This is a genomic window from Hyperthermus butylicus DSM 5456 (assembly GCF_000015145.1).
Taxonomy (GTDB): Archaea; Thermoproteota; Thermoprotei_A; order Sulfolobales; family Pyrodictiaceae; genus Hyperthermus; species Hyperthermus butylicus.
In genome coordinates this window covers 803,323-822,629 of record NC_008818.1, presented here as the reverse complement: position 1 = coordinate 822,629, position 19,307 = coordinate 803,323, and the positions used below count along the sequence as shown (strand labels likewise).

At 53.0% G+C, this 19,307-nt stretch carries 19 protein-coding genes; 14 read left to right on the top strand and 5 right to left on the bottom strand.

All coding sequences use genetic code 11. The features are described 5' to 3' along the window. Window positions 1-235: 235 nt before the first annotated feature. The 6 genes from HBUT_RS04325 to HBUT_RS04305 all read left to right on the top strand — a co-directional run bounded on the left by HBUT_RS04325 (window position 236) and on the right by HBUT_RS04305 (window position 8,132). On the top strand, window positions 236-3,172 hold the full coding sequence (locus HBUT_RS04325) for an ABC transporter substrate-binding protein (protein WP_011821994.1): 2,937 nt from the start codon (window positions 236-238) through the stop codon (window positions 3,170-3,172). A 381-nt stretch (window positions 3,173-3,553) separates the two neighbouring features. Then, window positions 3,554-4,639, top strand: coding sequence for an ABC transporter permease (locus HBUT_RS04320; RefSeq protein WP_228546768.1), 1,086 nt, complete (start codon window positions 3,554-3,556; stop codon window positions 4,637-4,639). Between the two features lie 34 nt (window positions 4,640-4,673). Then, complete coding sequence (locus HBUT_RS10020) at window positions 4,674-6,080, top strand: ABC transporter permease (RefSeq protein ID WP_052287752.1); 1,407 nt, start codon at window positions 4,674-4,676, stop codon at window positions 6,078-6,080. Further along, entirely contained in the window at window positions 5,974-6,243 is a 270-nt protein-coding gene (locus HBUT_RS10015) for a hypothetical protein (protein ID WP_267195212.1), read from the top strand. Before HBUT_RS10020 ends, HBUT_RS10015 begins: the two co-directional genes overlap by 107 nt. A gap of 25 nt (window positions 6,244-6,268) precedes the next feature. Then, window positions 6,269-7,360, top strand: coding sequence for an ABC transporter ATP-binding protein (locus HBUT_RS04310; protein WP_011821993.1), 1,092 nt, complete (start codon window positions 6,269-6,271; stop codon window positions 7,358-7,360). 187 nt (window positions 7,361-7,547) lie between these two features. Continuing rightward, on the top strand, window positions 7,548-8,132 hold the full coding sequence (locus HBUT_RS04305) for a hypothetical protein (protein WP_011821992.1): 585 nt from the start codon (window positions 7,548-7,550) through the stop codon (window positions 8,130-8,132). 160 nt (window positions 8,133-8,292) lie between these two features. Here HBUT_RS04305 and HBUT_RS04300 read toward each other — a convergent pair whose 3' ends face one another. Continuing rightward, a complete protein-coding gene (locus tag HBUT_RS04300) occupies window positions 8,293-8,934 on the bottom strand; it encodes a cyclase family protein (protein ID WP_011821991.1) in 642 nt (213 codons plus the stop codon). A 419-nt stretch (window positions 8,935-9,353) separates the two neighbouring features. On the opposite strand from HBUT_RS04300, the gene HBUT_RS04295 reads away from it, so the two are divergent. Next, the gene (locus tag HBUT_RS04295; RefSeq protein ID WP_011821990.1) at window positions 9,354-10,043 is read left to right on the top strand and encodes a DUF5591 domain-containing protein; all 690 of its coding nucleotides are present in this window, start codon (window positions 9,354-9,356) and stop codon (window positions 10,041-10,043) included. Between the two features lie 84 nt (window positions 10,044-10,127). Here HBUT_RS04295 and HBUT_RS04290 read toward each other — a convergent pair whose 3' ends face one another. Beyond that, a complete protein-coding gene (locus HBUT_RS04290; RefSeq protein WP_011821989.1) occupies window positions 10,128-11,321 on the bottom strand; it encodes a cystathionine gamma-synthase family protein in 1,194 nt (397 codons plus the stop codon). Between the two features lie 201 nt (window positions 11,322-11,522). Here HBUT_RS04290 and HBUT_RS09520 point away from each other — a divergent pair, with 201 nt between their 5' ends. From HBUT_RS09520 to HBUT_RS04265, 5 genes are read left to right on the top strand one after another with little or no spacing between them, the layout of a single operon-like run. Next, complete coding sequence (locus HBUT_RS09520) at window positions 11,523-11,882, top strand: homoserine kinase (protein ID WP_011821988.1); 360 nt, start codon at window positions 11,523-11,525, stop codon at window positions 11,880-11,882. Then, a complete protein-coding gene (locus HBUT_RS04280; RefSeq protein ID WP_011821987.1) occupies window positions 11,798-12,472 on the top strand; it encodes a homoserine kinase in 675 nt (224 codons plus the stop codon). Before HBUT_RS09520 ends, HBUT_RS04280 begins: the two co-directional genes overlap by 85 nt. A gap of 1 nt (window position 12,473) precedes the next feature. After that, a complete protein-coding gene (locus HBUT_RS04275) occupies window positions 12,474-12,800 on the top strand; it encodes a hypothetical protein (RefSeq protein WP_048061464.1) in 327 nt (108 codons plus the stop codon). Beyond that, complete coding sequence (locus tag HBUT_RS04270) at window positions 12,748-13,821, top strand: radical SAM protein (RefSeq protein ID WP_228546767.1); 1,074 nt, start codon at window positions 12,748-12,750, stop codon at window positions 13,819-13,821. Before HBUT_RS04275 ends, HBUT_RS04270 begins: the two co-directional genes overlap by 53 nt. 2 nt (window positions 13,822-13,823) lie before the next feature. After that, window positions 13,824-14,528: a phosphatase PAP2 family protein gene (locus tag HBUT_RS04265; protein WP_011821985.1), complete on the top strand. Its 705-nt coding sequence runs from the start codon at window positions 13,824-13,826 to the stop codon at window positions 14,526-14,528. Between the two features lie 7 nt (window positions 14,529-14,535). On the opposite strand, the gene HBUT_RS04260 is transcribed toward HBUT_RS04265, so the two are convergent. Genes HBUT_RS04260 through HBUT_RS08920 form a run of 3 tightly spaced genes read right to left on the bottom strand, consistent with a single transcriptional unit; the run spans window position 14,536 to window position 16,950 of the window. Beyond that, window positions 14,536-15,330 (bottom strand): hypothetical protein, encoded by a 795-nt coding sequence (locus HBUT_RS04260; RefSeq protein ID WP_011821984.1) that lies wholly within the window; start codon window positions 15,328-15,330, stop codon window positions 14,536-14,538. After that, on the bottom strand, window positions 15,327-16,259 hold the full coding sequence (locus tag HBUT_RS09245; protein WP_048061463.1) for an ABC transporter ATP-binding protein: 933 nt from the start codon (window positions 16,257-16,259) through the stop codon (window positions 15,327-15,329). The genes HBUT_RS04260 and HBUT_RS09245 overlap by 4 nt, the downstream gene beginning before the upstream one ends. 31 nt (window positions 16,260-16,290) lie before the next feature. Further along, window positions 16,291-16,950, bottom strand: a complete 660-nt coding sequence (locus HBUT_RS08920) for a hypothetical protein (RefSeq protein ID WP_011821982.1) — start codon at window positions 16,948-16,950, stop codon at window positions 16,291-16,293. Between the two features lie 243 nt (window positions 16,951-17,193). Here HBUT_RS08920 and HBUT_RS04245 point away from each other — a divergent pair, with 243 nt between their 5' ends. Both HBUT_RS04245 and HBUT_RS04240 read left to right on the top strand, forming a co-directional pair. Continuing rightward, a complete protein-coding gene (locus HBUT_RS04245) occupies window positions 17,194-17,430 on the top strand; it encodes a hypothetical protein (protein WP_011821981.1) in 237 nt (78 codons plus the stop codon). Between the two features lie 7 nt (window positions 17,431-17,437). After that, on the top strand, window positions 17,438-19,255 hold the full coding sequence (locus tag HBUT_RS04240) for a carbon starvation CstA family protein (RefSeq protein WP_011821980.1): 1,818 nt from the start codon (window positions 17,438-17,440) through the stop codon (window positions 19,253-19,255). Window positions 19,256-19,307: the final 52 nt, after the last annotated feature.

The following is a 19,307-nucleotide window of genomic DNA, read 5'->3' as shown; positions in this document are numbered from 1 at the left end:
GCTTAGTGTGCTAGCAGCGGGTCTGGCTCCCAGCAGAGGGCTGAGGCTTACATGCCAACTAACGAACCATCTACAGCTCGGCTCTAATTCTCTCAGAACAGCATTCAAATCTCGCACGTGTTCCACTGCAATCCCAGCCAATAACTAGCATAGGAAATTTTTTTAACATCGCCTTATGCTTTACCTAAACACAACACGGATTAGGGTAGGAACCGCATACGCTGGGTGACCCATCGTGAGAAAGCTCATAGCTCTAATCTTAATAGCGGTATTTGTCCTACCAAGCCTAGGCGTTGCGATTACAGCCCAGGCGCAAGGTGAGAAGGGTCCAGCATCAGACAAGGTGATCTGGAAGCAGGTTACATTAGAGCAAGTAGTGCAAGCACTAAAGTCTGGTGACATCGACGTTTACTTGTTCGGTCTAAGGCCAGCTGCCGCGCAGCAGCTTGTAGGCGAGAAAGGTATAGAGCTATACCAGGCTCCAGCAGGCCTAGTAGACCTGGGCCTCAACCCAGCTCCAGTAATGATCGTAGAGCTGCCGGGCAAGCTAACCAAGGAGGAGGCAGCCACGAAACTAGGCGTAGACCCGGTAGTGATTGCCTACGCAACCTACGTGCCGTCGGGCGCTGAGGAGGTACCGCCAGTGGGTGTGAGTATTGAGGACAGGGACATCACTGTTGTAGAACTATGTGCCAAGATACCGGAGACCAGCGTAACCAGCGCTGGTGGCAAGGTTCTCTGGCAGAGCGATAAGTTTGACATTAACCCGTTCTGCTTCAAGGAGATAAGGTTTGCCATGAACTACCTAGTGGACAGAGACTACATCGTAAAGAACATCTACAAGGGCTTTGCCATTGCCAGGTACGCTGTGTATGGCGCTGGCGACCCAACATACGTGGAGGTAATCGATGTAGTTGCCAAGTATAAGTTTAGCTACAATCCAACACTAGCCAAGGAGATTGTCTTCAGCGTGTTGCAGAAGGCTGGTGCCGAGTACAGGGATGGTGTATGGTACTACAATGGTAAGCCAATACAAGTCATAGGCATCATAAGGCAGGAGGACGAGCGTCTAGATATTGGTAAAATGTTCGCCGACGAGCTAGAGAAGACCATTGGCATCAAGGTGCTAAGGCAGATAGTACCCTTCGGTGAGGCAATCACTAAGGTATACGCGAGTGACCCCAAGGACTTCGAGTGGCACTTCTACACTGAGGGCTGGGGTAGGGGTGCAATAGACCGCTGGGACCCATGGATGGTGACACAGTTCGCAGCACCCTGGTTCGGCTGGGTAGTAGGCTGGGCTGAGCCAACCTGGTGGAACTACAGGAACGATACCATTGACGAGTACAGCAAGATCATATCCCTAGGCGGCTTCAAGAGCAAGGAGGAATTCATTGACCTGCTAAAGAAGGCTACCGAGCTAAGCATACAAGAGAGCCTAAGGATCTGGATTGTATCCACTCTAGACACTTATCCAGCGAGGAGCGAGGTTAAGGGTGTCACCCTAGACCTAGGCGCTGGTCTGAGGTCACCATTCTTCATACGTGGCGCCTACGTAGCAGGCGGCGATGGCACACTAAAGGTTGGCCACAGATGGGTATTCACTGCTAGAACTATCTGGAACCCATTCGGCGGCTTTGATGACGTATACAGCGTAGACCCAGCACGCGCAACCTACGATCCCGGCATATGGAGACACCCGTTCAATGGTGAGCCAATAGCATTCAGAACACCGTTCACAGTTGAGACTGCTGGGCCAGAGGGCAAGCTACCGGTACCCGACGATGCTGTCTGGTGGGATGCTGAGAACGACAGGTGGGTATACGCCAAGGATCTAGGCAGGATAGAGGCTGTCAGCAAGGTGGTATTCGATGTATCCAAGCTAGTTGGCAGCAAGTGGCACGACGGTGAGCCAATAACCTTCGCGGACATAATGGCGTGGCTGGCAGAGAACCTAGACATAACCTATGACCCGCAGAAGAGCCAGATCGAGGGTGCAATCGCCTCTACGGCTAAGGAGATCTACGAAAAGATAGTAGCGTTCAGATTCCTGCCAAGCGAGAACAAGGTGGAGGTATACGTTGACTACTGGCACTTCGACCCCAACTACATTGCCGACTTCGCAGCATTCACGCTGTACAACCCCGCACCAGTAATCTTCGCAATGGACTACCTAGCATTCGTCAAGAAGACCTATGCGCTCGACGAGACTAGGGCCAGGAAGGAGAACATACCACAGCTCAACCTAGTACTAGCAGACCACGCCGCAGCTATAAAGGAGGCTCTTGACGAGATAAGTTACGACGCCTACAAGGGCTACTTCACACTACCAGACGGCACAGTGCTAATGACACCGGACGAGTGGGCTGACAGGATAGAGAAGGCCAAGGCATGGATCGACACTTACGGTAACGCATGGATTAGCGATGGACCGTTCAAGCTGGTAAAGTTCGACAAGGACGCCCAGATGCTGGAGCTAGAGGCATTCAGAGACCCAACGTACCCATTCGGTCCAACTGACTGGGTATTCGGCCTGCCAGCACCGGTAACAATCACTGGTATCAAGACACCGCTAGTACCGCCAGGCAAGGAGGCAAGGATCATAGTAACAGTTGCAGGTCCATCACCACTACATGTCAAGTATGTGCTACGCGACCCAGAGACCAACAAGGTAATAGCTGTAGGCGAGGCTGAAGAGACACCTGGTGGCTTCCTAATCAAGCTGCCAGCCAGCCTGACAGCTACGCTGGCAGAATACTCTGTCTACGACCTAACAGTGATAGCTTATAGTGAAAGTGTAGCACTGCCAGCGGAGCAGACAGTATCGCTACAGACTACCGAGACGGCAGGGAAGATAGAACAAGTACAGGAGAACATCCAGAAGCAAATAGAGCAGCTAAGACAGCTACTAGGTGAGCAAGTGGCTAGCGCGATTAGTAACGCCATTAGTGGTGTAAACACACAAATACAAGACCTGCTAAAGACGGTGCAGCAGCTGCCAGACACGCTCAAGAGCAGTATAAGTGGGCTAGCAACCAAGGACGATGTAGCAACAGCGACGAACAAGGCAGCTGCAGCAGAGAGTAAGGCCAACCTAGCACTAATAGTAAGTGTCATCAACCTAATACTGCTACTAGCCATAGCCTACGGTGTCTTTGCAAGGCGTAGCTAAGCATAAACGCTAGCATGGCGTCAGCATGATTAGCAACTATTTCCCACAAGACGTTCCACACATTATTTTTCGCACACCCTCACCGGTCTTTCCTTCCATAACTTCTCCTAGCGCTTCAGCCCCATTCCGGAATTCGTTAAATCAAAAGTCAGCCCCTCTGTAAGACGTGGTTTGTTTGTTTGGAGCGTCTACAGAGGGTGAGACTTCACCTCTCATGTGTTCAGTGTTGTACGGGTTCTAGGGGTCCTGGATGGTGGTCTCTGTATACTTGTTCCCCGGTATTCTTCCTGATCAACATGGCTGTTGCAGTTATAATTATATTCCCACGAGCTGGGTTCTATGGTAGCTGGGACTAAGGGCAATAGGGGGAGGTGCTAGCTCTTGTCGTCAACGTCTAGGATTATTAGTGTTCTCGTTCGCCGTGCTGTTCTACTAACAATAGCCCTAGTCGTAATAATGTTGGCGACGGCGGTGATTATCGGTGCTACGGGCTATGATAAGAAGATTCTGCAGGCTATTGTTGAGACTGAGCTGCAAGCGTATAGGCAGCAGCTGGTGCAGCAGAATATTCCTACAGCAGATATTCAGAAGCTCGTTGAGCAACGCAGACAAGAGCTGGTCCAAATTTATGGACTTGATAAGCCCTGGACTCAGCGTGTTGTCCCCATGGCTGTGAGGGCGCTGATACTTGATTTGGGGTATGTGAAGAGCGAGGAGGTTGCAAACATTGTTGGTGAGCAGCTGCCGCTAAAGGTTAAGGATGCTATACTGATAACGCTGCCGCGTACAGTGGTTATGTTGACTATTGCCGAGATTATCTGTACAATTATTGCTTTGTGGCTAGCACCTCTCATAGCCTACAGACGTGGGAGCCTTCTTGACAGGGCTGCTATCAGTTATGCAGCGCTCATGAATGCGTTGCCAGTGTGGTGGCTTGGCATACTGTTCATCTTCATCTTTGGCTACCACTTGCGTATAGCGCCGACAAACTATCATGGTGTTATAAAGTACATTAATAGTTTCACCGAGGACCCGGTGGGTGCACTAAAGGGGCTTCTCTACTACTCCTGGCTGCCAATAACCACCGTTGTCATAGCGTTGCTTGGCGGTTGGCTCTACGGCGTGCGTGCTATAGCTCTGCGTGTTGTAGGTGAGGACTACGTGGCTGTGGCTAGGGCTAAGGGGCTGCCGGAGAGGCTGGTGATACGCCGCTACATACTAAGGGTTATTGCGGGCCCAGTAGCAACCATTGTCATACTATCACTTGCGACTAGCATTGGTGGCTTCATCATCACGGAGTCGGTGTTCAACTGGCCGGGCATGGGCTCGCTATACTACGCGGCTATCTCGAGCGGCGATGCACCCACAATAATAGGCCTCGTCTACATAACAACGGTTGTCTACATAGTTGCTAGGTTCATACTAGAAGTTCTCTACGTCGCGTTAGACCCGAGGGTGAGATACTAGCCCCGAAACATGTGCCTCCGGGGGTGACGTGGGCGTGGCTCGTAGGATGGGTACTCGTGGTGCGGAGATGGCCCTCCGGAGAACCTGGTCTGAAAGACTCCGTGGCGTAAGGGAGGTGCTTAAGGAAGTCTGGAGCCAGACTATGGGCAAGCTTGGAATAATATTGGTTGTAGCGCTTGTTGTCATATCAGTATACGCTATTACAACAATGCCTCCAGACTTCGTCGACAAGTGGACCTACAACATGAAGTACTGGGAGGGTAATCCCGAGCTAGCAGAGCCTGCCTGGGTTAGCGTATTCGGTGCCCCGACGGCTCCCCACGTAGCCAAGGTCTATGACTCGCCCACGGCTAGCGGTATCAGCATACTGAACTTTACGCTGCCAGGCACTGGTACGACGATACTGCGTGCAGGCTATGTGCAGAATTATACTCTTACATACGAGCTTAAGGAGCCCCAGTTTCCGAAGGGGCTGCTGATAAAATACCTTGTGATTAATCCTGGTAACGTTAGTGGCAGGGCTCTACATGTAACGCCGTACGTATTCGTCACACGGCCCGATGGCATAACGGTGCTCGTCAATAGGCCACAGACGGTGACGGTGAAGGCTCTAGCTGAGCGCGGTGTGGAGCGTTATGACGCTAATATACTTGCTGACCAGTTTGTCAGCATCTTCAGCGAGCAAAACCTTACCAGGGAGCGGGCGCAAGGTATGGCTATTAAGCTGCTATTTGGCCGCATGGTCAACGGTGCGGTCGAACCGTTACAGGGCACCTATAAGATAACCGTTGTATTGCTGTACTCTGCTCCAGGCGTGCGGATGCAAACCCTCATGGAGCAGATAGAGCAGAATAGGCTTGGTGTACAGGAGCTGGAGATAATAGTGCAGGGCTCCGCCTACGGCTACATGGGTACCGATGACAAGGGCCGCGACCTATACCTAGGCCTGCTCTACGGCTTCCCTGTAGCACTGCTAATAGGCTTCTTTGCTGCCGTATCTAGCGTGATTATAGGCCTTATAGCGGGCGTGGTTAGCGGCTACTATGGCGGCTGGGTTGACGAGCTTATACAGCGTACAGTGGACGTTATCGGTAATATTCCACTCCTACCAATCCTAGTGCTCATCGGTGTAGCGCTGCAAGCGATGGATGTTAGTCCGTGGTATAGGCTGTTTGTAATCATCGGCGTCCTAGTGGTGCTGGGCTGGGGAGGCCTAGCAATCATAGTGCGCTCCATGACGCTTAGCATTAAGGCCGAGCCATACATAGATGCTGCCAGGGGCGATAGGCGCCTCCAACGTGAGGATAATATTCCGTCATATTATACCACAGATAGTGCCATATGCTATGGCAACGCTGGTGTTCTCGGTGCCAAACGCCATCTTGACAGAGGCAGGTCTCAGTGTGCTAGGCATACAGCACGGCCTACCAACATGGGGTAGCATACTAGCCGATGCACGCGCCTACATAGGCTCTGGAGGTAGCTATGGAATTTGGTGGTGGATACTGCCACCAGGCATACTGATAGGCATTACCTCGCTAGCCTTCGTACTCCTAGGCCTAGCCCTCGAGACAGTTGTCGAGCCCAGGCTGAAGAGGAGGTAGGAGGCGTGAGGGGTGAGGGCTGGGTATGAGCTTCGTAATTAAGGCTGAAAACCTAAAGGTCTGGTACCCGGTACGCCGCTCACTGCTAGACGTTATTCTCCGTAAACCCCAGCTTTACGTACACGCAGTAGACGGGATTAGCCTCGAGATAAAGCCAGGCGAAACATACTGCCTCGTTGGCGAGAGCGGCTGCGGCAAGTCCACGACTGGCCGTGCACTGATAAGGCTTGTAGAGAACGCCGTGGTTAGCGGTAGGGTTCTCTTTAGGCCCAGTGAGAAAACACTTGAGGAGATAGCTAAGCTAGCCCCCCAAGCCATTGTTGACAAGGAGCAGGGAATAGTGGATATCTACAAGGTGCCTGACAAGTATATGAAGCCGCTGCGTCGTGAGCTACAGATAGTCTTCCAGGATCCCTTTGGCAGCCTAAACCCACGCATGAAGATAGGCGAGATTCTAGAGGAGCCCCTGCTAATACACGGCATTGGCGAGACCTACGAGGAGCGTCTCGAGATAGTTATGAAGGCCTTGGAGATGGTTAAGCTAACACCACCCGAGGACTTCGTGAACCGTTACCCGCATCAACTTAGCGGCGGGCAGAGGCAGCGTGTATCCATAGCGAAGGCTCTACTGTTAAACCCGAGGTTTATAGTGGCCGACGAGCCTGTGTCGATGCTCGACGTCTCCATACGCGCTGAGGTGCTGGAGATACTTAATGAACTAAGAGATAAGCACAAGCTGGCACAGCTATTCATTACCCACGATCTAGCTCTGGCGCGCTATGTGTGTGACAGGATAGCAGTAATGTACCTGGGCAAAATAGTGGAGGAGGCTGAGGCAGACGAGCTGATAAACAACCCACTCCACCCCTACACCAAGGCACTTATTTCAGCGATTCCCGAGCCCGACCCCAGCAACAGGCTGAAGACACGCTACCTCCCAATAAAGGGCGAAGTCACAAGTGCCATACACCTCCCCAAAGGCTGTAGATTCAGGCCACGCTGCCTAGCCTACGATGAGAACGAACAGGTACGCAGCCTTTGCGAGAAGGAGGAGCCACCACTAGTCGAGGTCAAGCAGGGTCACAAGGTAGCCTGCTGGCTGTACGCGAAAAAGTAACTGCCAAACCGTTTTCCGCACAGGATAGCCTCAACAGTATTTCAATTCTTCTCTCCAAATATTCTTCCACGCCTAGCACGCTCTTAGAGTTCTCCATACACATCATCTTTGGGTTGTAGCGGTGTTACTAGCCCCCTAGACTGCTAGGCCCAGTCTTGCCTATCATCTAGGTGCTGGGGAGCCCGGCGTGTACTCCAAGATACTGCTCAGCATAGGCTACCTATCCGCTCCCTTTGCGGGTCCAGGTTCGGCGGTATTGACGGCTGCTGGCTGGCTATCCTATGGCGCGGAGGCTCGTAAGCCAACCTTCGCCGGTATAGGGTTGATTGGCCTGCTCGGCGTGGCGGGAATACTGACGGGCTACTATAGTGGCGCAGAGGGCCTAGCGGGTACTGGTGGCGTACTGCTGCTCCTCTACCATGTTATGGGGATTGCTGCTATCTGGATGCTGGGGATAAAGCTTAACAACAACGCCCTCAAGATCGGGGCTGTGTTGATGGCTGTCGCGTGGCTCCTAGCTGTGGCCGGAGCAAGCAGCGTCAACGAGGCCACGAAGACTGCCAGTGGCGCCATCGTAGACTGGGGTGGTGTGTCCTGGGCTAACGAGGCTGCCAAGAATCTGATAGACAAGATAGGCGGCACCCCCGCCATAGCGAAGGCATTTGCTGCTGCTGGCGCGGTCTTTGCTAGCCTAGGCTTCCTATCTCTAGCGCCGCGCGGCGAAGCAGCAGTAGCAGATGAGGAGAGAATATTCAGCATAGGCGTATACTAAAACGATAGGGTGATCTAGGAAGGATCATTCCCATTTGCATCTTTTACAGTCCTTCCGGGCGGTCCTACCCGCCTCCTCTGCGCCTCCCCCGTCGGAATAGGCTCTTTCCCGATTCTATAGCTTAGAGGTCACAACATTGCCTGGCCTCCCGGCTTATGCCTCAAGTATCGCTATGGCGCGCACCGGACTCGCTGAGCCTCTCAGAATCTTCAGCGGCAAGCCCGATGAACTGGAAGCCTGGCCTGCCGAGCAGCTCTCGTAGGTTCGTAAGATTCTCATATATCAATATGCCCCTCGACAACAAGATTCTGTGGCCAGGAAACGGTTCATGGTCTATACTAGGAGCATCAATACCCACGGCATTGACGTTCCTCTCTGCGAGGTATCTTGCCCCGGACTCGTCAAGGCCGGGATGCTCGAACCACTCGGGCTTACCAGCCTTCTCGTCGTGGCCAGTGTAAAATAACACCACCCAGCCAGGCCCAACATTAACCCCAAGCTTCTTCAGCTCAGCCTCGATAAACTCCTTGTTAATTAGCGCCTTCCCATCAAGGCTAGAAGCATCGATTACCACGCCCCTGCCCATAAACCTCTCTATTGGCACCTCATCGACCGTAGGTGCATCCTCAATGAAGTGTGCTGGAGCGTCAACATGGGTTCCCGTATGCTCGCCAAACACTAGTAGATTCGAGTAGTAGCCATGCTCCCTTATAGTGGTCCATGTACGCACTATTGGCAGTGGATCACCCGGGAACACGGGCGCGCCAGTCTTCAACGTCATAGTAAGATCAACTATACGCATCACACTCTCCCCCTCCTTCAAGACACAATAATGGTATTAACAGTCATTCGTAGTGAACAATACTATGTCCAAATAATGGCTCCTATACCATATACCATTCTAATCCGGTCCTGCAATTCGAACATAGAATTAGACAACGAGTCAGCTCAGCCCCTGTAGACTAGCCAGTCGTAACCCGCTTAGGAGTATCCTCATAAGGGAGTCTAGCACTACAATAATCATATCATGGCGGCACTCCAGGGCCCGCCCGCAAAGCCGCCGCCCTTGGCGGCTTGATGAGCGGGCCTGGCGTGGCTCAGCCGTCCGCCGCTCCCCCTTCATTCCTACCTCTTCGTTCTCTGAGGTGACGCTCTGCTCTGGAGTGGGGGCGCGTGGCTTTTACACGGTTTCATGGGTATTACCTTATCTGGGTTGTCGTCTTGGCCGAGGCAGCAGTAGAGTATAGTCTGCAGCATCAGCCAAGCATAAGTTTGACAGCTAGGCCTAGCAGGATAAGCTTCCGTAAAGACAGTGAGGGGAGATTCTTGCCCCGCCACGAAGCCCCTCTGGATCCACAGCTTGTCGGCCCTCAAGCATTCAAGCACCCGGCAGTAGCAAAGTGGTGGACATGGCTCCGAGAGGAATACACGCCCCAGAGCAGCGTTGCGATAGTAACACCTTGCAGTAATGTCAAGCCTTACACCAAGAGCCCCGTGAGTAGACGTATTCGCGGTCTCCTCCGCCGTCTAGGCCTATGGGACAGCAAGGCTAACAAACCACGCGGCATAGAATGGCTATACTTCAGCGACCTCCTAGTCCTAGTCCCATACGAGAAGGCTGAGGAGTACCCTGCTTGCTGCTATGAAGTCCCACCGGAGATCGTGCTCGAAAACCCCAAGCTTCACAGCTTAGTGACAGACATACTGGCGAAGGTTATGTTTAACCTAACTGCTAGGGGGCTCCGGGAGGTAGTGGTATTCCTACCGAGGAAGCATATGAGGCTCTGGGATGAGGCGCGTAGGAAGTCGTCTAGGTGGCCTAAGGAGATACTAGTCGGCTATCACATCTTTGAGGTTAGGAAACGGCTGGAGCCAGTACTATACAGGTTTTTAGGGGTGGATACGCCCTAGGTTTAACAATCCCCAAACACAATGCTTGATGTATGTATGTATGTGAGCTAGCCTCTCCGGCTAGTGTGTAAAACATTGATCGAGCTATAACGCCGATAGTGCCTGGTCGAGGTCCTCTATTATATCTTCATAGTTTTCAAGGCCTACACTGAGCCTGACAAGGTCCTCCGTTATCCCGAGAGCTTTCCTCTCCTCCGGCGATAGTGATGAATGGCTACTCTCAACAGGGTATGCTAGTAGGCTCTCTGGAGCTCCAAGGCTTGGTGAAGGCTTTACTAGTGTGAGCCTCCTCATCAGCTTCAGTACCTCGTTTCTTCCTCCCCTAACTCTAAAGCTTACAACTCCGCCATACATACCGGATGGGAATAGGCGTTTTGCAACACTGTGAGATGGGTTGCCAGGCAGGCCGGGATAGTACACTTCGCGTATCTTGGGGTGTTCAGCTAGGAACTCAGCTATTTTGAGCGCGTTCTCGCAATGCCTCTTCACCCGGATTTCAAGTGTTTTCAAGCCCCTCGCCACGAGGAATGCCTGCTCGGGATCCATAGTTGTACCCATGATCTTCCTCCACTCCCAGAGCCTGTCAGACACTATGCTGGCTGGCCCGGTTACCGAGCCACCCATTACATCGTTGTGGCCAGCCATGTACTTGGTTAGACTGTGTACTACAAGCGTAGCTCCGTGGCGTAGGGGCCGGAAGAGGATTGGCGTTGCAAAAGTATTGTCCACTACGAGTATGGCCCCCGACTCTCTTGCAGCCTTGGCAACCTCTGGTACATCCGTAACATGTAGAAGTGGGTTAGTAATAGTCTCGACAAACACGAGTTTCGTTCCAGGCTTGCTAGCCTCGGAGGCGATATCCCCGCTGTCCGGGCCTGCTAGGACGACTTTGACGCCCCACCTCTCCAGCTCCTTGAGGAGGTGTAGTGTCGATCCATAGGCTTCCCGTGTCGCTACTACACGGTCGCCAGGGCCAAGTAATGCAAATAATAGAGTCGAGATTGCAGCCATCCCGGTGTTAAATACAAGCGTGTCTTCGCCCTCCTCGAGAATCGTAATAGCCTTCTCTAGGGTAACTATGGTTGGGTTATCCTCCCTAGAGTACTTGTAGGGCCTACCACGTATCATTGGCGAATCTTCTCTAGGAAACATGAATGGCGCGGTACGATATATCGGGGTAACTATTGGAGCATAGGGGTCGCTGCCCAGAGCTGAAGACAGTGCCTGGATAACCTTCGTGGTAGGGCCCTTTTCACGGCTATCACGTCTTGTACTCATGCCTGCCACCGGTTACACTGGTGCATAGGTTATCTAGATGTTTTTATGAGGATAGCACGTGTCAGCATACGGGCAGTATGCTATCTACAATCATTGCCCTACAGTGGCTCTGGCTCTATATGGTCTCCCGGCTAACTCCATAAGAAAGGTTCAAATTACCGGTAGCGAGTAAGGCCTAGCATACCATAGGTGTGCACTGCAATGACAGTATCCAGGGTGAGAGTTAAAGCACCATCAAGCATTGCTAATCTAGGCGTACTCTTCGACCTTGCAGCACTTGCTGTGAGCTATGCATACGACACAGTCACCGTTGAAGTTGTTGGGAGACAATCTTCAGAGCCGAGAGTTGAAGTTGAAGCTGTTGGTGCACCTAGTGGTGAGTCTAACACGGCATACGTGGCAGCCCGCAAACTGCTAGAGTATCTAGATGAGAAGCTTCATGTACGTATACTGTTGAGAAGGGCATACCGCCCGGCATGGGTCTCGGGAGTAGTGGTGCTACAGCGGCAGCCACGGTGTACGCTATCAACGCGCTCCTTGGTAGTCCTCTCGAGCCGATAGAGCTAGTACGATTTGCTGGCCTTGCTGAGGCGCTGACAGCGGGTGCACCACACTACGATAACGTTGCTGCCAGCCTACTGGGTGGTTTGGTCATTCTGCTAAACCGTAAAAAACCGAGAATAGCACGGCTAAGACTACCGCCAGGCATGAGAATAGTCCTCTTTATCCCGAAGACAATGGTGTTAAGACTGTTGCCTGGAAAGGCTAAAACACAAGTTATGAGGGAGGTTCTCCCAGAAACTATAGAGCACAGCGATGCAGTTGAATGGGTAGAAAAGGCGGTTGCATTAGCCCTCGGCCTCAGCGGTGCAGATCCATACGAAGCAATAAAGACAATAAATTATGGAGGTCCAATTGAGGCGACACGGGCAAAGCTGATTCCAGGCTATTGGGAAGCCAAGAAGGAGGCTCTCCAGTCAGGCGCGCTAGCATTCAACATAAGCGGCGCAGGACCAACCCTCTTCGCAGTTGTAAGGGAGGGTGAGGAGGACCAGGTTATGAGAAGGGTCTCAGCCGTGCTAGAGAAGTATTGGGGGTCTCTGGAGGCTAGAGTCGTAGACGTGGACTATGATGGTGCAAGGCTGGAATAGGGTGTCGGACCAACTAACCGTCTACACAAACGGTGATCACTTACTCGAAGCCCACAAGGCTGGTGGCCTCGAGGTAGATGATGCAGGTTTAGTCCTCGTCGCCGCGATGTATCTAGGAGCCTCTAAAAGAGATGCCCATATTCCAAAGGAGAAAACTTGGGCTTTAAGCTACAACCCAGATCTTGGCCCACACTATTCTGTGCTGGTAAACCGTCATGGCGGGAAGGCTATACCTGGTATCACCCGTGTAGAGGATAGGGCTGGGCTGGTAGTTTGTGGCTTGGAGCTGGAAGTGGCGCAGTCCGAGCATTTTAGTGGAGGGTGCTGAGCGCTTCGAGCGTGTAGAAATCCCAGTGTATCGCAGTACGGGGGGTCCGTTATTCAAGACGTTGTTGAGTAGTGCTTGCCGGATGGACTGTCGCTATTGTCCACTCTCTACTACTTGTCGTGTTCGCCGCGAGGCTTGGAAACTTGAAAGGCTGGTTCGGGTCTTCCTTGAGGCTTACCGTCGGGGTCTCGTGAGGGGTTTGTTTCTAAGTAGCGGCTTCTACGGTGATCCAGAGCGTGTTGTTGAGGACTTGTTGAGTGTTGTTTGGGAGCTTAGGAGGAGAGGCTACAGCGGCTACATTCATGTACGGCTCATGCCTGGTACTCCGCCGAGTCTTATCCGTGAAGCTTTGAGGCTCGCTGACCGTGTCGGACTAAACCTTGAAGCTCCATCGCCTACCCAGTTTGCAGAGATAGCGCCGAGCAAGGGTAGCTGGAGCCTCGACCTTCTCAGTAAGCTCCTCTATGCTGCTCGTGTAGCAGGTAGCCCGCAGCGTGTAGACACGCAGCTGGTTGTTGGTGCTAGTGGCGAATCCGACCTCGACATTCTACGGCTCGCTGAGGGCCTCGCTGCAAGCGGTGTTGGCATTATGCACTTCAGCCCCTATACCCCCGTGCCCGGAACACCGCTCGCCGAGAAGATACGGAGGCCTACGCCGATGTGGAGGATTAGGCAGCTCTACGAGGCCTGGATGCTGCTGTCAAGGTATGGATTCAAGCTGGGGGATTTTGAGCCGCTCCTGGACGAGCAGGGAAACATTCCTCCCGATACGGCGAGGCTGAAGGATCGGCTTGCATGGGCTCATCCTGAGTGGTATCCGGTGGATCCTACCACCGCGAAGTTTAGAGAGTTGTTGAGGGTTCCGGGTATTGGGCCTAGGACTGCTAGGAGGATAGTTGAGTTCAGAGAGAAGGGCGAGCTAACCCTTGAAAGGCTCCGGAACATCCTCGGGCCCCGGTGGAAGAGGGCTCAGCGCTACCTGGACACCTCCAAGCTTAGTGGTGCTAAGAGATTGGTGTGAACATGTGGAAGCTGCGGCTGGATAGACCGTATTTGCGCGTACTACTCTACATGGTTCCATTCGTCCTAGCCTACGCCGGGTACGAGATGGCTCGTGGTATTGCGTTCCGCCTCCAGAGCTATGCTGTCTACGCTCCCTACGTAGACCTTGAAGTTGCGTTGTTCGGGGTTCCACTCGCGGTGTACTTTCAGTTTCACCGGCTCCTAGTACTCGACATCTATACAGGCATAGTCTACGCCCTACACCCCGTCTACTTCTTCGCCTTCGCAGTGCTCCTAGCCTTTCGCGAACCCAAGCTTTTCCGTAGGCTGCTAGCAGCATTCCTAGTAGCGAGCGCTGTAGCTATAACTGTCTACGTACTATCACCTACGGCGCCGCCTTGGATAGCATTGCCATGTATTGAGAGGCCTCCCAACCTCGTGCTAAAGCTGGTTGAGCTTGTTATGGGGGCTCGGATAGATCCTAACCCCTATGCTGCAATGCCAAGCATGCATGTTGGGATGGCGGTGATCTTTGGCTACTACTATGTCAAACTATACGGGGGCTCGAGGCGCTCCCTCCTGGTAGCAGTGGCCTGGGTAGCGTCAATGTCGTTTGCCACAGTTTACACAGCAAACCACTACGTTGCAGATGTAGCAGCCGGACTAGCCCTAGGCTACGCTGCAAGCCTCCTAGGGGACAAGCTTGGCGGGCTCAGCCTCCACTAGCTCAAGCCTATCTGCCAGCTGGGAGCCCTGTAAGCAGTGGCAGGGAGAGCGTTACATTATAGTCCTCGAATACTGCTCCAACCTTTACAGCGGGGACGCGGTAGACCCTAACGGTTGCTGTGCAGTTCGTATCCGAGTAGTTTACAAGCACGAGCTTAGTATACTCTGGCCCATAACCCTCCACATCCAATGCGCCACCAGCAGGCACTAGTAGTGTTGAAGTGTTGGTCTGTCCCTCGCGAACAGTCTCCCACGCCACACGGTCCTGGAACGCGTACAGCTTTATGCTGAGGCTACAGCTCCCATTAAAACTCACCAGTATGGTGTAGGCGTACCAGGCGGTGGGCACGACGTCCTCGAGCTCTACCGGTGCAACAGTCCTAGCTCTCACCATCAGCCCCCGGGTATAGACAAGTTGAACTGGATTGCCACGGGGCCTCGTGCAAGGACTAGTCTCCACAACGTAGTCCAGGTATGTGTGTGGTGTTGTCTTGACTACGATACGGTAGGTGCTGCTATTTAGCCTCCACAGTTTTGCCTCGAGATACTCGTCCACGGGGACACCATAGCCCGGCATATGGGCCTTAACGCATTCACTGGAGAATCTTATGTCTAAGCTCTTCAGTATGCCCTTGGTTTCTATATAGAAGGCGCAGCTGCCCGGATCGCAGAACCCGTTGCCGAAGAAGCCTGCAAGCGAGCTACTAGCAGTATGCACCAGCACAGCATACCTAGCCGCAGCTACGGCTACCAGTGCAAATGCTAAGATTATGTAGAGCCTCCTCCCCCTAGGGTGCTTCACTTTGTCTCAGCCGGGTATGTGATTGTAAGGCTCCAGTCTATATTAAAGCGGGTTTTCGTGCCGGGCCTCAGCCTCTTTGCCCTTAGCGGGTGAACGTATGCTCTAAGCTCCACGGTGTTGTTAACCAGCAGCCTCATAGTGTAACGGCCCCTCTCAACCTCAACGGAAGCTATGGTTGCCTCGTACTCTCCGCTCCCCAGCTCAATGGCCTCCGGAGGTATGGCTATTACTCCCTCGCCTTGGCCGAGGAGGTGGGCGTCAACCAAGTTGTGGCCGAGAAATCTTGCGGCTTCGGGGCTAGGCGGCCTATAGTATATAGTAGGTGCCTCCCCAAATGCTATTATCTTGCCGCTCCTCATTATCGCTATTCTCGTGGCAAGCGCCAGAGCCTCGTCTTGGTCATGGGTCACGTGTACTATCGTTATACCGTAGTCGCGGTGCAGCCTTCTAAGCACCCCCCGGAGTTCCTCGGCTAGTGGGCGGTCGAGGTGGCTTAGGGGCTCGTCGAGGAGTAGCAGGGAGGGCTCCATGGCGAGTGCGAGTGCTATAGCTGCACGCTGTAGCTGGCCGCCACTGAGGCTCCCCGGCTTCCGGTTGAGGACATCCATTATTCTCAGGATCTCAGCTAGCTCCCTAGCTCTCCTCCGCGCCTCGCTCCTTGGGAGCCCAGTACGGCTAATAGCCGCCAGTACAATGTTCTCCTCAACCGTGAGGTGGGGGAGGAGCCCAGGTATCTGCTGTACCAGGGCAACGTCTCGCTCCCAAGGTGGTAGCCTGGTAACATCCCTCCCCTGGATCAGTATCCTGCCCTTCGCAGCCGGTACGAGCCCAGCTATAGCACGGAGCAGCGTGGTTTTACCCGAGCCGCTAGGTCCCAGAACAACAAGGTAGTCATTACGCTCAGCAGCGAGATCTACTCCACGGAGTATGGTGCGTCCATCAAGCTCTACAACTAAGCCTTCAACGGCTAGACTGTAGCTCTCCAGCGAACCCCATCACCCGTTTAACAAGCTCCTCAACGGTATCCAGCTGGGGTACCACTGAGACATGGAGTGCATGGAGCCGATCAACTATGGATACCCTCCTAACATCCACGCCGGCGGCAACAAGCTCCTCGAAGAGGCTCTTGGCTTTGGCGAGCGCTATGTCGCCGCTATAGAGTGCCTCTAATTCGCGGCCAGCAATACTCACTGTCCCACGATAGAGCCTCCGGCCAGCACCAGCGGTGTCAGCCACTACGGCCCTCACAACGCCACGGTCACCGGGATCATAGATATGGGCCTCTCCTGGCAAGGGGCTGCGGAGCCGCAGTGTTATCTCAAGCTTCTCCCTACGCTTGCCCAGGCTTATGACTGGGAGATAGAAGAACACGTGGTAGGGCGGGGTTGTGTAGAGTATCCAAGCCCTAGAAGCTGGCCCGTCGCCGAGCAGGTATTCTGCGCGGAACCCGACAAGGTAGCCTAGAAGCATGTACTGTGTATCCCTCGGTCTGAAACTCCTCTCGAGTAGGGATACGAGCCCCCTCATCCTCATCAGCATGACGCGCCTTATGTGGAAGAACCATACAACTGATACAGCAGCAGCAATAGCTATGATGTAGAGCATTAGTATGCTGCTCAACTGCCTACACCCAGCTCCTCCAGCGATAAACCAGCAATATGGCTACAGTCTATTAGGCTACTATGCGGCACACCAGGGGTAAGAGTAGTATCGCCTGTCCTCGAGCTACTGCCTACTTCAGACCGGTTTCACAAATAGTATACGCCTTTAACAAATCTAGGATAATTTTTAATAAGCTGTACAATCGCGAACAAACACAAGGAAATGCTTTGGCATACTGCTGTGAACCGGGGGCGTGTACGGATGGCTCAGAGCCAAGCGGTTAGATTGCTCGGATACCTACTGATAACGCTGGGGGTAATACTGTTCATCTACGCCTTCGCTACTGGTCCATCCAAGGGATATCTAGGCTCCGAGGAGAGAATGACAGCTGATACTGCAGCAATAATAATCGGCTGGTTTAGCCTCCTCATAGGCCCAGCACTAGCCTTTGGTACTGCTCCAGCCAGTATAGGGAAGAGGCTTCAGGCTGAGAGGTGAGGTGACCGTGGCGCTCGCAACCGCAGGTATTACAGCCTCAATAATCATCGTAATTTACGTTCTAGCCTACGTATTCTACGGTAAAAAGCTCCTAGAGCAGAAGGTTGTAAGGGCTGATCCTACGAGGAAGACGCCAGCACTTGCCAAGTTTGACGGTGTAGATTATGTGCCGGCGAACAAGTATGTGCTCTACGGTCATCACTTTGCCAGTATCGCCGGCGCAGGCCCCATAGTAGGACCAGCCATAGCGATGGCCTATGGCTGGCTACTGCCAATAATATGGGTTCTCTTTGGCAACGTGTTCATCGGCGCTGTCCACGACTACCTAGCATTGATGGCTAGCGTGAGGCACGGCGGAGTATCGATAATGTCGGTCTCCGAGAACGTTATGGGCCGCAAGGCTAGGTATATCTTCCTAGCATACGTCTATGCAGCGCTAATCCTAGTCATAGGAGCCTTCCTAAGCGTTGCAGCAAAGGTACTTGCTGGAACACCTGAGGCAGCCACGGTAGCCATGATATACATGCCGCTGGCAGTGATGCTGGGCATACTCATGTATAGGACGGGACTGGGCACCGTTAAGAGTACTGCAATAATAGCACTAATCCTGGTGCTCGGCATAGCGTATGCAATGAAGTATCCATTCTATCTGCCGACGATAAGCTTCCTGGGCTTCACCATAGACTCCTACCACTTCTGGGTAATCCTCCTAGCAGCCTATGCCTTTGTAGCTAGCGTGCTGCCGGTCTGGTACCTACTACAGCCACGCGACTACCTCAACGCCTACCTGCTATGGAGCTTCGTAATCATAAGCTTGATAGGAGTCCTAGGCGTATTCACCTACAAGTTCAGCGCTCCAGCATACACCAGCTTTGCTCCCAAAATCTTCGTGGGAGTAGAGACGCCATTCTGGCCAGCAATAGTCTTGATAATCGCTTGTGGCGCTCTAAGCGGCTTCCACAGTGTCGTGGCGAGCGGTACTACGAGCAAGCAGCTAGCAAACGAGCTTGATGCGCTACTAGTGGGTTATGGTGGCATGCTAACTGAAGGTGCTGTTTCAAGCTTTGCAGTTATCATCCCGATAGCGTTGGCATGGAGTCAGCCAGACTTCCCCAAGCTGCTAGAGGCGGCAGGCAAGGCTAACCTCATACCGGACTACCAGGAGGGTGGCATACTAGCTCTCGATAAGGTTCAGAGGTTCATCTATGGCTACGGCTACATGGTTGGTAAGGCGTTCGGCAGCCTAGACACTGTCGGCAAGGTGATGGCAAGTTTTGCGGCAGTAGCTCTAGCATCATTCATTCTAACAACGCTTGACACTGCAACAAGGCTTGCCAGGTTCGCGTGGCAGGAGATGTTCGACTGGCTAGAGGAGAGGAGCCGCTCAGCATACAAGCTTATCGCTAACAGGTATTCGGCAAGCTTCATAGCAGCAGCTATAGGCTTCGTGCTAGCCTATCCATACGTAATGATTGGTGGCAAGTTACAGCCAGCATATAACATCATATGGCCTGCCTTCGCTGGCACCAACCAGCTACTAGCAGCACTAGCACTACTAACCAGCGCCCTGTGGGTATACGCCATACTCAAGGTGCGTGGCAAAGTCACCTGGCTAATACAAGTGCCAGCATGGTTCCTATGGATAACAGTGACGGTAGCTCTGTTCTGGTGGCTGGTATACGTTGCGCCAAAGTACCCGCCGATACAGAAGTACGGCGCAGGCAGCATCGTTGCGATATCGCTCGCGCTAGATCTAGTGCTATTATACCTCTTCGTCCGCGGACTGCAAATGATTAAGAAGCAAGCAGGAACCCAGCCAGCATGAGAGAAGGAACTTCTGTAAGACACTCTCCCACACGGTTTTTTCGAGGTCTCAA